The 14,907-nt window shown below is 53.0% G+C and carries 12 protein-coding genes; 3 read left to right on the top strand and 9 right to left on the bottom strand.

All coding sequences use genetic code 11. The features are described from left to right. Positions 1-134 precede the first annotated feature (134 nt). Genes AC6ESO_RS17560 through AC6ESO_RS17570 form a run of 3 tightly spaced genes read left to right on the top strand, consistent with a single transcriptional unit; the run spans position 135 to position 3,927 of the window. Positions 135-1,205, top strand: coding sequence for a LacI family DNA-binding transcriptional regulator (locus tag AC6ESO_RS17560; RefSeq protein ID WP_497092480.1), 1,071 nt, complete (start codon positions 135-137; stop codon positions 1,203-1,205). 8 nt (positions 1,206-1,213) lie between these two features. Further along, complete coding sequence (locus tag AC6ESO_RS17565) at positions 1,214-3,601, top strand: alpha-L-rhamnosidase-related protein (protein ID WP_497092481.1); 2,388 nt, start codon at positions 1,214-1,216, stop codon at positions 3,599-3,601. Positions 3,602-3,612: 11 nt separating this feature from the next. After that, positions 3,613-3,927, top strand: a complete 315-nt coding sequence (locus AC6ESO_RS17570) for a hypothetical protein (RefSeq protein WP_497092482.1) — start codon at positions 3,613-3,615, stop codon at positions 3,925-3,927. Between the two features lie 334 nt (positions 3,928-4,261). Here AC6ESO_RS17570 and AC6ESO_RS17575 read toward each other — a convergent pair whose 3' ends face one another. The 9 genes from AC6ESO_RS17575 to AC6ESO_RS17615 all read right to left on the bottom strand — a co-directional run bounded on the left by AC6ESO_RS17575 (position 4,262) and on the right by AC6ESO_RS17615 (position 14,841). Further along, positions 4,262-5,140: an ROK family protein gene (locus tag AC6ESO_RS17575; RefSeq protein ID WP_497092483.1), complete on the bottom strand. Its 879-nt coding sequence runs from the start codon at positions 5,138-5,140 to the stop codon at positions 4,262-4,264. A gap of 102 nt (positions 5,141-5,242) precedes the next feature. After that, positions 5,243-5,980, bottom strand: a complete 738-nt coding sequence (locus AC6ESO_RS17580; protein WP_497092484.1) for an alpha/beta hydrolase family protein — start codon at positions 5,978-5,980, stop codon at positions 5,243-5,245. Next, the gene (locus AC6ESO_RS17585; RefSeq protein WP_497092485.1) at positions 5,973-7,262 is read right to left on the bottom strand and encodes a M48 family metallopeptidase; all 1,290 of its coding nucleotides are present in this window, start codon (positions 7,260-7,262) and stop codon (positions 5,973-5,975) included. Before AC6ESO_RS17585 ends, AC6ESO_RS17580 begins: the two co-directional genes overlap by 8 nt. Before the next feature lie 97 nt (positions 7,263-7,359). Next, the gene (locus AC6ESO_RS17590; protein WP_494821385.1) at positions 7,360-8,445 is read right to left on the bottom strand and encodes a DUF2961 domain-containing protein; all 1,086 of its coding nucleotides are present in this window, start codon (positions 8,443-8,445) and stop codon (positions 7,360-7,362) included. Between the two features lie 136 nt (positions 8,446-8,581). After that, on the bottom strand, positions 8,582-9,934 hold the full coding sequence (locus tag AC6ESO_RS17595) for an ABC transporter substrate-binding protein (RefSeq protein WP_497092486.1): 1,353 nt from the start codon (positions 9,932-9,934) through the stop codon (positions 8,582-8,584). 2 nt (positions 9,935-9,936) lie between these two features. Further along, positions 9,937-12,222, bottom strand: coding sequence for a putative bifunctional diguanylate cyclase/phosphodiesterase (locus AC6ESO_RS17600; RefSeq protein WP_497092487.1), 2,286 nt, complete (start codon positions 12,220-12,222; stop codon positions 9,937-9,939). 198 nt (positions 12,223-12,420) lie between these two features. Next, positions 12,421-12,729 (bottom strand): thioredoxin domain-containing protein, encoded by a 309-nt coding sequence (locus AC6ESO_RS17605; RefSeq protein WP_494821388.1) that lies wholly within the window; start codon positions 12,727-12,729, stop codon positions 12,421-12,423. Positions 12,730-12,777: 48 nt separating this feature from the next. Next, positions 12,778-13,437, bottom strand: coding sequence for a ribonuclease H (gene rnhA / locus AC6ESO_RS17610; RefSeq protein ID WP_497092488.1), 660 nt, complete (start codon positions 13,435-13,437; stop codon positions 12,778-12,780). Further along, entirely contained in the window at positions 13,438-14,841 is a 1,404-nt protein-coding gene (locus AC6ESO_RS17615) for a GGDEF domain-containing protein (protein ID WP_497092489.1), read from the bottom strand. Between the last annotated feature and the right edge of the window lie 66 nt (positions 14,842-14,907).

Below are 14,907 nucleotides of genomic sequence, written 5' to 3' on the forward strand. Positions count from 1 at the left end.
CGCAGCTAACCGGCGGATCAAGATAAGACCTCTGAGATTCGTTAGAGTAAACCAGGTTAACAAATTCCATTTATTGACGCTCTTAAATCGGTGTGCTACGTTACCCCTATAAAACGTTTTTAGAGGGCCGAGCGATGAAAAAATCAGACCGCAGCGTCACGATCAAAGATATTGCGCGCGAAGCCGGCGTATCGATTTCCACGGTTTCTTTCGCCTTTAACGGCACCGCTCCTGTCGCGCCCGAAACGAAGGAGCGCATCTTCGAGGTCATTAAACGGCTGAACTATCAGCCAAACTCTGCTGCCCGCGGCCTTGTTACACGCAAAACGAACAATATCTGTTTATTTACGCCTCATCCCGCTTCTCATTTCTTCTCTTTTTCAGGCAACAGCGTGTTTCCCCACCTGCTGCAGGGCATCGGCGAGATTCTGGATCACAAGGATTACAATCTGCTTATCTCCTGGGATAACCTTGGCCATAAAGCCAAGACGCCTAAGCTCATCAAGCTGATGCGCGAGCGAGCCATGGACGGCGTGCTGATCTGCTTGCCGAGTCACGATTCCTCTGTCATTGAAGAGCTGCTCGAGCATCATTTTCCCGTCGTCATCATTGGCAGCAACGGACTGAAGAACCAGGTCAACTCCGTCGACGTCGATAATTACGATATCGCCTACCGCAATGTGCAGCATCTGCTTGCGCTCGGGCATACACGCATTGCCTTCATCAGCCCGGGGCCGCTCGAATTTCTCGTGTGCGAGGACCGGCTCGAAGGCTACCGCGATGCGCTTGAAGAGGCGGGCATTCGGTACCGCGAGGAGTATCTGTTTATCGGTGACGATCATGAAAGAAGCGGCTACGGCGCTGCGGCTGCTTTTCTTAGCTTAAAGGAGCCGCCGACTGCCATCGTATCCGGGCGGGATGTTCAGGCTGTGGGTGTATGCGAGTATGCAAAGGAGCACCGCATCTCCATCCCGCATGATCTGGCGCTCATCAGCTTCGAAAACTCGGAGCTTGCTGAGAAATACGGCATTTCATCGGTGACAACAGATCTCTACGAGATCGGCAAGGAAGGCGCGAGACTCCTCTATAAAATGCTCACCCGCAAGAAAGAACGCAGTGCTCAGAATATCGTCATCCCCTCGGAGCTCATTATTAGGTCCAGCTGCGGCGGCGCGAATCAGAAGATAAACCATCCCGGGAGGTAGGATTTCATATGTTTCAATATGCACGGCCCATTTGGCCGGAAGGGCTAGAGCAGGAAATGAATTGTACCGGCGGCTTCAGAGCTCAGTTTCAAGGGACTGCTCGTGAAACTGAACGCCGAATTGTTAGAGTCACGGCTTCCTCCCGTTATCGTGTCTATGTGAATGGTCATTTCTGCGGACACGGTCCGGCGGCAGGACCTCATGGCTATTACCGCGTGGATGAGTGGGAGCTCTCCCCGAATGTTGTACAGGAAGGCTTGAACATCGTCGCCGTTGAAGTGGCCGGCTACAATGTGAACAGCTTCTATACGCTTGATCAGCCTTCTTTTATCCAGGCAGAGGTTGAGATTAATGGCGTTGTCGCCGCGGCGACAGGCGATCCGGCGCGAGGCTTCGACGTGTTCGTGCTGCCGGAGCGTGTGCAGAAGGTGCAGCGGTACAGCTTCCAGCGTGCTTTTATGGAGGCCTATCAAATGGATGCGCATGTCCATGAATGGCGTACGAATGTGGATTCGCACCCCGCTCCTCCTGCAGCTTGGGATGCGGTTGAAGAGAAACGGCTCCTGCCGCGGCGGGTAAGTTATCCGGACTTCGCGGTGAAAGCTCCGGCTGCAATCGTTGCCTCCGGTACTGTCGCGAGACGCTCAGATACAGGTGCTGATGCAACTGCCCCTTGGCGGGATCGCGCGTTAACCGGAATTGGCCCCTTGTTCAAAGGCTTCGAGATCAGCGAGCTTGCGCTGCTGCCTACGGATGAGCTGGGAGAGCTCGTGACGAGCTGGCGGAGCGAGACGGCAGCAGTTGCGTATGAAGGCAGCCACTTGCCGATTGAGTTTGGCACACATGACGCGTCGATACTGGCTTTTGACCGCAATCTATCCGGATTTATCGGCATTCAGTTCTCTTGTACGCGCGCTTCGCGCATTGCGGTTACATTCGATGAGATTCTCTCAAATGGCGATGTCGATCATCTTCGGCTGGAATGTTCTAACGTCATCCATCTGACTTGCGAGCCCGGCGCCTATACCTTCGAATCGATAGAGCCCTATACGCTGAAATATATGAAAATCATCGTTCTGGAGGGTGATTGTCTCCTCTCTGCCTGCTCCTTGCGAGAATACGCAAATCCCGATACGGATCGTGCCGAGTTCAGCAGCTCTGATGAGGCGCTAGGCAAGATCTTTGAAGCTGCGCGGGAGTCGTTCCGCCAGAATGCCGTAGATATTTTCATGGACTGCCCATCACGCGAACGAGCAGGCTGGTTGTGCGACAGCTTCTTCACCGCCCGTGTGGAAGCCGATTTAACCGGTCACTCCATCATTGAACACAATTTTCTCGAAAACTTCGCGCTGCCGGAGCATTTCGCTCCTCTGCCGGAGGGCATGCTGCCTATGTGTTATCCCGCGGATCATTGCAACGGCGAGTTCATCCCCAACTGGTCGCTGTGGTTCATTATCCAGCTGGAAGAATTCCGTTTCCGCGGCGGGGATGAGACGCTAATCCGTTCCTTGCAGCCGCGAGTGGATGCGCTGCTGCGTTATTTTGAAGGCTTCCATAATGAGTTTGGGCTGCTTGAGAATTTGGAGAGCTGGGTGTTTATCGAATGGTCGAAGGCGAACAGCTTTGTTAGCGGCATTAACTTCCCTTCCAATATGCTTTACGCAGGGGCGCTGGAAGCAGCGGGACGGCTCTACAATAACGAAGGCTATCTAGCGCAAGGCGCTGCACTCAAGCAGATCATCCGAGAATTCTCATTCGATGGGGAGTTCTTCGTGGATCAGGCGATAGAGAATGCGGACGGAGAAATCGAAATGACCGACAACCGCACCGAAGTGTGCCAATACTACGCTGCATTCTTCGGGATTGCGGATGCCGATGAACAGCGCCAGTGGTTCGCGAGCCTTGTTCATGATTTCAGCCCGAGCCGCGGCGCGGACGAGCCAACAATTGCCGATATCAGCGAGATCCACCCTGCAAATGCGTTTATCGGCTACTATTTACGAATGGAGCTGTTGTCGCAATTAGGTGCGTCCGCGCAGCTGCTGGAGGAAATCAAAGCGTTCTTCGGCCGCATGGCCGGGCAAACCGGAACGCTCTGGGAGCATAATCGGACGACTGCGAGCTGCAACCACGGTTTTGCCTCCCATGTTGCGCGCAGTCTGTACCGCGATGCGCTTGGCATCGAGTCGCTCGATCTGTCGCAGCATAAGCTGTCGATCGCTTTCACGGACACGGAGCTGCAATGGTGCAGCGGGAAGCTGCCGACACCGGAGGGGCTTGTTGAACTGGAATGGCGCATCGAAGACGGAGAGCTTCGTTACCGCATAACGGCACCGTCGCAGCTTACGATTGAAGTGCGTAATTTCAGCAGTAAGCCGCTTGTTCGCGAGGAGTAGGAGGAACGCATATGTCGCAGTATGAGCAAATCTATAACGAAATCGGCGATCAGCTGGTCGTGAGCGATGAAGTCGTAAAGGGCAGCATGTTCGGTGCAAAATGTTTGAAAATCAACAAGAAAGCCTTTGCCATGTTCCACCGTGGCAACATGGTCTTCAAGCTGCCTGCGGACAATGGCGCCGCATCTCTAGAAGGCGCAGGGACATTCGAACCGTCCCCCGGCAAAGCGATGAGGGGCTGGATCCAGGTCCCGCCTGACCACGCGGATCGGTGGGAAGAGCTATCGGGCACAGCGCTGCGCTATGTGCGCTCGCTGAGCGAGTAGCCGAGTTTTGTAGCAGAAGCTTTCTCGCATCGCGCGAGCTGCCGTACCGTAAGAGTCTGGATGAAATGCTGCATGTCCTGCAACATTTGTTGGAGAATAGAGATCTCCCATAGGAAATGTTGCTTTATTTACAACATATCCGCCCCATGCAGCCTCCTGAGTGTCAATCTGCACTGAAATGTTGCTAATTGAGCAGCATTTGGGCGTGTTTACCGACTGGATGGATGAAATGCTGCATGCCCTGCAACATTTGATCTAACCAAGTCCCCAATAAATCAAAAACTGCCCCAAAAGTCGACTAGTCGATTTTTGGGGCAGTTTCATGATATCAAACTTATTTCGCGCCTAGCGCACGCAAACCGAGTGCCAATGCACCGCTCAAGCCGGCGTTGTCGCCAAGACCCGGTGGCACGATGTACTCGTCGATGCCGCCAAGCAATGCTTCCGCGCTGACATAACCGTTCAGGTTCTTGCGAACCTCTTCGCGGATCATCGGGAAGAGATGCTCTTGATGCATCACGCCGCCGCCTAGAATAATACGCTTCGGGGACATCAGCAGAACCGCGCTCGACACGGCTTGTCCGATGTAGAAAGCCTCCATCGCCCATGCCGGATGATCCGCCCCAAGCTCGCTGCCTTTCACTTTCCATCTGCCTTCAAGTGCCGGGCCTGCGGCCATGCCTTCCAGGCAATCGCCGTGATACGGGCAGAAGCCTTCATATGTATCCTCAGGATGACGACGCGTGAGCACATGTCCGCCTTCCGGATGAACCAAACCATGAACAAGCTTGCCTTCCGCATATACGCCGACACCGACACCGGTTCCGATCGTGTAATAGAGGCAGCTGTCCAGTCCCGCAGCCGCACCCCAAGTCGCTTCACCCAGCGCTGCTGCGTTTACATCGGTATCCCAGCCAAATGGAACATCGAACACTTTGCGAAGCTCCGGCAGAAACGGGTAATTGCCCCAGCCCGGCTTTGGTGTTGTCGTTACATACCCGTATAGCGGGCTAGCTGGATCAATGTTAATCGGACCGAACGAGCCGATTCCGATGGCTTCTACTTCTTTCTCGCGGAAATACGCGATTACGTTCGCCAGCGTCTTCTCCGGCTGCTCGGTCGGGAAGCTCACCCGATCCAGAATTTCGCCTTTCTCATTACCGATCCCACAAACAAACTTCGTGCCGCCGGCTTCAACCGCTCCAATAAGCATTTTGCCCAGTTCCTCCCAGTCTTTGTGTCACCATGATTAGTTTGTATATTATGCAAAATAGCAAAATTACAAGCGAACAGCAAGACTTAGTTCTACTTAGTTCTAGATAATCCCGCTAAGCCAGCCCCATACCGCCTGCAGCGTCAGCCACTGGTTCGACAAGCCCATCCGATTCGTATACGGGGCATGCTCTCGAAAGTAATCCGCATGTTTGCCAATAATCGGTACGCCGCAAGCTCCGGCGGGCCCATGCTTATCCGGCTGCCATACAGGCAGGATGCCGCGCCGCCCCCGAGCCCAGCCGCCGAATGTACCCAGCCGGCTTATCATGTCAACCGCTCGATCGCTAGCCGAGTCCGACTCCCCGGTGGCATGAACAAACAGCACCGACTGCCGCAGCTCTTGCGCTATGCGGCATCTCGGCGAGCCAATCATCACAACCGGGCTAGGTGCCCCGCCCTCTTGCTCATGCAGAAGCTTCGCCGCTTGCACGGCTGCTACGCCACCGCCGCTGTGGCCGATCAGAATCGTCCGGCCTCCATGCTGCCCGCGGCGAAGTCGGCCGGCCTGAATGTCCGCGACGGCTCGCCTCCCGCCGATAGAGCGCGAAGCCCTCCGAGGGCTAAGCCGCATATCGCGCCCGATTTCCCAGAGCTGCGGGATAACGTTCCGGCTCCAGTCTCCATAAGGGAAGAGCAGCTGTGACGCAACAACCTCGTAACCTTCCCGAGTCAGTATAGCATGCAGCGCAGCGCGAAAGCTCTCCATGAATTGCGGAGCAGTCGCCAGACCGCTGAGCAAATAGAGCGAGACCTCTCCTTTTGCAGAAGCATTACTCATGCGTGCCTTCCCCTTTATGCTCACGTTCGAATTTCATGGCCGCCGCAATGCGCTCCAGGTCGCTTGGATGCGTATCCCGGAACCAGCGCACGAGCAGCGGCGGGTTCAAATCGCTCAGCGTAATAACTGCCGTCTTCTGCTGCATCGAGATAGACCCTTCCGCACTACCGAGCAAATCCATCGCATACGCATCAGCTGCGGATTCCGCGCCGCGCGAAACGTAATTGCTGACCGGCAGCGATGCGAAGGACAGCACCGCGATAATAAGCAGCAGGAGGGGCAATGCCGTCATATCGGAGCGGCTGCGAATGCCGAAGCGCTCCCCGTAGCGGCGGATACTCCATGTATAGATCCAGCCCCCGGCAACTATAACCACAAGCGAGGAACCAACAGCACCCAGTGCGCTCCACTCTAAGTGGTGCATCACATAGTGCCCCATCTCATGCGCCATAATGAGCAGAATCTCCTGCTCTGTCAGCTGTTTAAGCGTCGTATCCCAAAGTACGATTCGCAGTGAAGAGCCGATCCCTGTCACATAAGCGTTAATCGCATTCGTCTTGGTAGACATATCCGCTTCGTACACACGATCAGCGGGGATATCAGCCTTGGCGGCGAGCTCCAGAATACGTTTCTCCAGCTGCGGATTAGACAGCTCCGTAAAATGATTGTACAGCGGATCAATGACGACCGGCTGCACGTACATCATAAACAGCGTGAACGGCACGGAAATCAGCCACAGTTTCAACCACCATCTGCCCTTGCGAGAGAGAATCCAGAACGCAACCGCAGAAACAGCCAGCAGCGTCACATACCCTACACCGAAGGCAACCAGCTTATCCCGAATCCAGCCCGGCACCGGCTGCGTCGTAATGCCATACGACTTCGACAAGCTATAGCCAAACACACGAAGCGGCAAATACAGCAGGAACGAGGCCGCATCTACTAGCAGCACGAACAACGGAAAACGAATAATAAGCGGAAGCCCCCGGCGTTCCAATGCATCCCGCCAATAACGAGCCAGACCGCCGAAGAGCAGAAACAGGTAAATCAGCCATTCCCATGGTCCGCTGATGAAGAAAATCCAATTGCGCATCGCGTTCAACACTGCGCTGTCTTTCAATTGTTCCGCGCTGAAGAATGTCGCCGGATCGCCGGCGGTTCCGACATAGGCAGCCGGTACGTTATTCGGTGACGTAAACCAGGCATATACAGCCATTAAGACCGCATATACGGCTGTTACTGCGATCCATTTCCATAAACCGGCGAACTTACGAGAAGGCATAGGTTGGCACCTGCTTTTCCAATGATTGGGTTGAGATTATCATAGCACAGAAAAGAAGCCGACTCATCTTGAGCCGGCTTCCATCCATAAACACGAATTAGATAACTTCCCGCTCGTCATTACCCGGCAAGGCTGGGAATGGCGCATGCGGTTCTGCTTGATACCAGAAGGTAGTCGAAGCGATATCGCTTTGCTGAGGCAGGTAGCGGCCGCCGGAACGCCAGCCCAGATCTTGAATCGTGACGCGCAGCTCGGATTCGAAGCGGATCGGATCCTGTACATGCCAGCGATACATCCCGAAACGTTGTTGGCTGCGATACAGGCCATCCGGCTTAATCACTTGGTGCATACCGAGGAACGGCGTGGAGTAAACCCCGTATTGCCCCTGCGGATGCTCCCAGTTCCATGCGCCGCCGAAATAATCCTCCGTGCCTGTTCCACAGATCGTCGGGAACTCGCTGTCCCCGTCCATGAAGAACTTGATTTCGCCTTCGCCCCACCAGCCGGTATTGTTGACCTGCCAAGCGAGGTAAGTGCCGACGTAATGGCCTTTACCTTTAACGCCGTCAATTAGGGTATGGACATCCTTGTAAGCGACCGGATTGCTTCTTCTCCACTGAGCATGGAAATACGCCATATCCTCCGGCACTTCCGTAAGGGTGTAGTCGATTTGATAGTACAGTACGGCATTCTCGCTTGTTGACGTATTCTCCATCGTAAGGCGTGCCGAACCGCGGAAAGGCATTTGCCAGTAGCTGTTCATTCCGCCGGCCGGGTTAACCGCAACCGGGAAGGAATTCACATTGCAGCGCTCTTGCCAGCCATTACAGAAGAAATCGCCGACCGGCACTTCCACGGAAGGCGTTTCTTCATTGTCCCAATAAATGCGGAAGATCAAGTTGCGCCATGAACCGGGATGACAGGTAAGCCAAATATGTTGAATCGCGCCGGGTCCGGCAATTTCACCCATCGTAAGCGTTTCTCCAGCTGCAATTTGGACCGACGGCGATACCTTCCAGCCTACACCCAAGTCACGCGCGCAGTTTGCACCTGTACCTTCAGCGGCCATGCCGCCCTTACCCGGCTCACCCGTAAAGTTCTCCGGGCTGATCGATCTTGTTTTGGCATTCGACAGTCTTGCTAGGTTTCCAATCCCCATATCCAAGCCATTAAAGTTATACACGCTGTACACTCCCCACGATAGAATGAAAACGGTTTACTTTTGTAACATGGCACCTATGCTACTCCCGACTGGGACAAACTGTCAACGTTTTTTTACAAAAAAAGCAAGTCCGCCAAATGGCTGGACCTGCTTCTCGTTAATGCTGCATGAGCTTCTGCTGTTCTTTCCAAAAGGCATTCCATGCCGCCAATGTATCCTTCACCGTTGCTTCCCCGAGGAGCATCTGCTGCTCCGCTTTGGTCGAACGCTTCTCCCATTCCAAGTAGCTTGGATACTGAATCGGCAGTCGATAATACATATACTTATCCGGGTTATTGGTCATCTCAATCAACGGCTTATAGGGACCGGTTATAAAAAAGGGATCTGACGCAGCAGTCGTATGTATCGGCACCAGTCCATACCGTTTGCCAAAGGAGATGTTCTTCTCCGGGCTCGATAGGTATGCGATGAGCTTCCATGCCTCTTCCTTATGCAGCGATTGCGTGGGAATTCCCCAGCCTGCCGCTCCGACTGTAATTAACGCTTTCCCGTTCGGACCTGCGGGCATCGGAGCGGTAGCCCAGGTACCATGCGGCATTTTTGCCTGGAGCGTCTGAATGACATCCGAATCCTGGAGCAGCATGGCCGTCTGACCCGAGGTGAACGCATTGACCTGCTCTTCAAAACCCGAATACAAGGACTCCTCCGGCGAGGCGTTCTTATAAAGCAGCGCGAACAACGACAGTGCCTGCTCCGCTTCAGGCGACGAATATGCACTCGTGCCGTCCGTGCGGAAGGCGCCGTCATCAAGGTTCATCTGATCGCCATTGTACGTCCGGATCATCGTATCAAAGATCGAATTGGCTCCCTTCGCGCCGCGGAAGGAGAAGCCGTAGCGATTCTTCGCGGGATCGGTCAGCTTAACGGCCGTCTCGTACAGCTCCTGCCATGTTGTCGGCGGAGTCAGTCCCTGGCTGGCGAACCAATCCTTGCGATAATAAAGCTGCCGTTCGTACAGGCCATTGGCCAGAAAATAAAGCTGTCCCTTCACACTGCCAACATTCAGCGGAATCTCCGCAACGGTCGAGAAATCCTTCCACTTCGCTGTATACGTATCCAGTGGATCTATGTACTGTTTACTCACATAATCGGCAATATTAACATCCCGTACCTCGATAACATCGAGATCTTGTTTAGCAGCCAGCATCGTCCGAATCGTCTCATCCGCTTGGTCAAACGGAGGTGAGATCAACTCCACGTGAATCATCGGATTCTCTGCCTCGAATTCGTCAATCTGCTCTTTCAAAATGCTCGTTCGCTGAGGGTTCGTCAAACTCTCCATCATCTTAAGGGTAACCTTCTCTATCGGAGCATTCGCCTGCACCTGTTCGCTCATGAGACTGGCATCTTCCGAATCCGAATGGTTCTTGGCGCTGCAGCCTGTGGTTACAGTCAACATCATCAATGCGTAAACAAACGGACGCAGCTTTCTAGTAGGATGAACTCCCATAGCTATGGCCTCCTGCCTGCATAACTGACATTTTCGACTAGGCGATGCGCGCAGTCCTCCGGCAAGAGAGGGCGGCTGAATATATAACCCTGAACATCGTCGCAATTCAATTCACTTAGCAGCTTCACTTGCTCCATCGTCTCGACGCCTTCGGCAGTCACGCTCAAATTCAAGCTGTGCGACATAACGATAATGGCTCCGACAATCGCCCGTTCCTTCGGGTTCTCAATCATGTCGTCCAAGAAAGACTTGTCCACCTTGAGACGATGGATGGGAAAGTTCTTCAAGTAACTGAGCGAGGAATATCCGGTTCCAAAATCATCGATCGATATTTTGACGCCCAGCTCCGATAGGCCTTGCAACGTAAGAATGACCTTCTCGACATCCTGCATCGCGATGGATTCCGTAATTTCAAGCTCCAGATACTGCGGTTCAAGGCCTGTTTGCTGCAACACACCCGACACGGTTTCAATAATGCTGTTGTTTTGGAATTGATGGATGGATAAGTTGACGGAAACCTGTACCGCAGGTAATCCGGCATCCTGCCAAGCCTTATTCTGCTTGCAGGCGGTATATAGAATCCATTCCCCGATCGGAATGATGAGTCGGGAATCCTCGGCAATCGGGATAAATTCAGCCGGCGAGATGAGCCCATGCTCATGATGCTTCCACCTGACAAGCGCCTCGACGCCGGCGATTCGTCCGGTTGCAAGCTCATATTGCGGCTGATACATCAGCAGCAGCTGCTCCCGCTCCAATGCCTTGCGCAAATCCCGTTCCAGCGACAGATTGCCATACGATTTCTTCTCCATCGCTGCATCGTAGAACCGGTGGCTGCTCCGACCGCTTTCCTTAACGCTGTACATGGCCATATCGGCATTCTTGATCAGCGACTGTCCGTCCTCACCGTGCTGCGGATAGATACTGACGCCGATACTGGCGGAAACAAACAATTCTTTGTCCTGATAATAGATTGGCTGCTGGATGAGTGCCGCAATTTCATAAATAACGGTTTCAACCTCGTCGTATTCGCCAATCTGGGGCATCAATACGAGAAACTCATCTCCGCCAAATCGCGCAATGGTGAATGACTTATCGAGCTGCCGCTTCAGCTTCTCCGAAATATCGATGAGCAGCTTGTCACCCGCACCATGTCCGAACGTATCGTTAATGATCTTGAGTCGATCCAGATCGATAAACAATACGGCAAAACGTTGTCCATACTGCTTAGCGACACCGATCTCCTTCTCCAAGAGTTCATTAAACAGCTTGCGGTTAGCCAAGTCCGTCAAATGGTCGTGATAGGCCATATAGCGGATTTTGGCTTCACTACGCCTGCGTTGGTACAAATAGTTGAGCAGATACGTCACGATCGCGATGGTTAGCACACTTGCGAGCGTAGTATTGCGAATTTTACGCGTATCCTTCACCAGCTCCGAGACCGGAATCACCGCCTCCACCCTCCAGCCGGCGGTGGACAGCTTGCCTGCCACAATCAGCTGCTGCGTACCGTCCACCTTGATCGTAGCGGTATCGATGGAAGACAAAGAAGCATCCTTGTCGATATTGGTCCAATTCAGCTCGGGAATGGCATAAACGTCTCCTTCACTGGCACCGCGGGCTGCGCTTAGCAGGCGATTACTTCCACCCAGCAGCACAATTTCACCGCTGTCGCCCAGCTGTCTCTCCGACAAGGTATCATTCAGCACTCGAGTACTAATTTCGACCAGGAGCAGATAGCGTTGTCCGGAGCCCAGCGTCATACTGCGGCTGATGGCAAACGACGACAAACCGGACAAGTAGCCCTTACTCTTCGTTTCATGCCATACGATTCTGCCTCCGCTCAAAGCTTGTTTATACCAATTCGTATGTGTGTAGTCGATACTAGGTACATCAGGGGGGGTTGTCGTAATTGCTTTTAGTTGAGAATCCTGAGGCAAGAGGTGGACGGCCGTAATTTCGCCTTTACTGAAGAAACGGACCGCAATGGTTGTTTTGATGGCATTCGCGGCGGTATAGCGATCCAACTGCCCGCTGCTCGCGCTGCTGTAATCGGCCAAATTGCTTAAGATCACGCTATCCGTAATAAAGTTATAAGTCAGATCCTCGTAATTCCGTAACGTGAGGTTCAGCTTATCGACAGACTGCATCACCATCTGCTGCGTGGAGAGCGTCATCTTCTCTTTCAGAATCGACTTGGATTGGGAATAGGAGAAGAAGCTGATTCCGGCGACAAGCAAGGTAGAGCATAATAATATAAATACAAAGGGCTTGAAATTCGCCTTCACAAACTCCGCCTCCTAATTCAGCTTCTTTATCTATGTAATGAAGCGGTTTTTCGACAAATCGCCCTAAAAATCGTGCTTTTGGACTAATCTGATACTAATGTACCACACAGTCGTTAGTAAAGTTATTTAGTAACTGTTAGATTTCTATTTATTCTTCAAAAAAAACAAAAAAACGTTCCTTTCAGCTTGAAAGGAACGTTACTTTAGCAGGCGATACAGATCATCGACCGACCTCATCGCATATTCGAAACGGACAGGCTCTCCGCCCTCCAGAAGTACGAGGCAAGGCACGCTGGAGATCCGCCATCCGTCTCGCAGGGTTGGCGAGAAATTGATATTCATCGTACGAATCGGCGTTGTGCTGCCGGCCGCTTCTACGATTTCGAGCATACGCAGCCCCAGCTTGCATGTTCCGCAGAGCGGCGTGAAAAAGTAGATCGCTTCCCGTTCATGCTCCGCTTTAGGTTGTCCCAGCCATTCTTGTTCGGTAATCTCTTGAAAAGCCATTTGCTTACTCCGTTCATCTTCCAGTATGCTGCGGACTACTACGGACGCTTATTTGCGCCCGTAATCCGCTTTGATTTCGCCCCACTGCTTCGTCTGCCACTTGACCACTTTATTGGAATACGTATTGGTTTGCAGCCACTTGACGGCGCGGTCTACCATGCCCCAAATCTCCGCCGTAGACGCATCCCTGACAAGGGTAGAGGATACTTCTTTCTGCCTCACCCATTTGAGCGCATTCATCGAATCGCTGTACACCGTCTTATTGCTGCCAAGCTTCTTTAAATAAGCTAGTCCATGTACAATGGCAAGAAACTCTCCGAGGTTATTCGTGCCTTTGGATATCGGGCCAACGGCAAAGATCACTTCGCCTGTTTGCGTATCCACACCTTTATACTCCACAGGTCCGGGATTTCCGTTTGTTCCTACGTCAACCGAGATGCTGTTATAATCAATCTCTTCGCTGCCCGCATCCGCTGCGGCGCTCTTGCGTTTGAAGCTCTGCCCGGAACTGCTTCCGGCGCTGCCGCTGCCCTGTCCCCAGTGCTTCTTCCATCCGCCTTGATAGGCTTCTTCGGCTGCAGCCTTTGTTTCGTACGACTTGAATTTAGCATCATCAAATCCGCTCGTTTGCGCCTGACACTCGCTCCAATTGCTGTATACGCCGGGTTTTCTTCCTACCCAAACGACATAAAACTTCTGCTTCGCCACCTACGCACCTTCTTTAACCAAAGATTCACTGCCGTAGACCTTCACTTGATTCCGCCCCTGCTGCTTGGCCTCGTAGAGCGCCGTGTCCGCATGGCGAACGAGCATATCTCTGTCGATCAAGGCCGTCGGCGTTAAGGCTGCCACACCTACACTAATTGTAACCGAGCTGCTGACGCGCGAAGCACGGTGAGGAATAGCCAGCTTCATGATCTGGCGACCCAGCATGCTGCCAAACTCCGCCGCATCTTCGAGGTTCGTCTCCGGAAGCAGTGCAATAAACTCCTCACCGCCGTACCGCGCGACGAAACCGCCGTTCGGCAGGGGTAAGCCGCTTAGCACGCCAGCCACTTGCCGCAAGCAGGTATCCCCATTTTGATGCCCGTAGCTATCATTATACGCTTTAAAATAGTCGATGTCGCAAAGGATAACCGACAGCGGAAGCGCCCCGTGAACAGCCAGCTCCCATTCTTTGTCGAACAGGTCGTCAAAATGTCGGCGATTGGCAATGCCCGTCAATCCGTCGACATTGGCTAATTGAGAAAGCAGCTGATTCGTTTCCTGCATTTGCTGTTCGGCAAGCTTACGCTGCGTAATGTCTCGAAAAATAACCATAATAGCAGACTCTCCGTTATATTGCATCCAAGATGCGGTCACTTCCACATGGATCGACTGTCCATCGACGCGCAAATAAACGCTCTCGAAAGGCCGCAGGACATCCCTGCTCTCAAGCACTTGCTCGACATGTTTCCTAGCTCTCGTCAAATAATCCGGATGCACCATACTTCGAAGCGGACGCTCCATTAACTGCTCCAGACTGCCGTCTCCCAGAAATTGAACCGCCTTCTGATTGGCCAATACAAGCTTACCGTCCGCGATGACCATAATCGCATCCGGCGACAATTCCACTAGGCAACGATAACGATCTTCGCTCTCTTGCATGTCTTTCTCCGCTTTCTTCCGCTCGGTAATGTCGCTGCCAACGACGATCACCTCCATCGTTACGCCGTTTTCCCTAATCGGCATGACGCTGTTCAGGTAAGTGTAACCCTTTAGTTCGGATTCATATTGAAACTGTTCCCCTGCCCATGCTCGATCGTACACGCTCCTAATGTAAGCATGCATATTCTTCGGCATGATCTCTTCCATGGTCTTGCCGATGTCCGCCTGCGTCAGCCCGAGCCTATAGAACAGTTGACCGTCAGCCATCGTGTAGCGATATTGGCCGTCTACCTTCTTAATCTTAAACGTAATGCCACACTGCTCTCTTAGCAGCGTTGCATACTCCAATTGAAGCGCCTTGAACTGCGCCCCCGCTCTGTGCATCCGGACGTAATAGAAGCGGCCCCACAAGAGAGCCGCCGTAATTGTACCTATAATTGTAGTTGTACTTGCCCAAGTCGTCATGTCTGCGCACCTGCTTGATCGGTTTATCAGTCATCATTCGACAACAATGGTGAATTTCCTCTAGGT

Source organism: Paenibacillus rhizoryzae, from assembly GCF_059686995.1.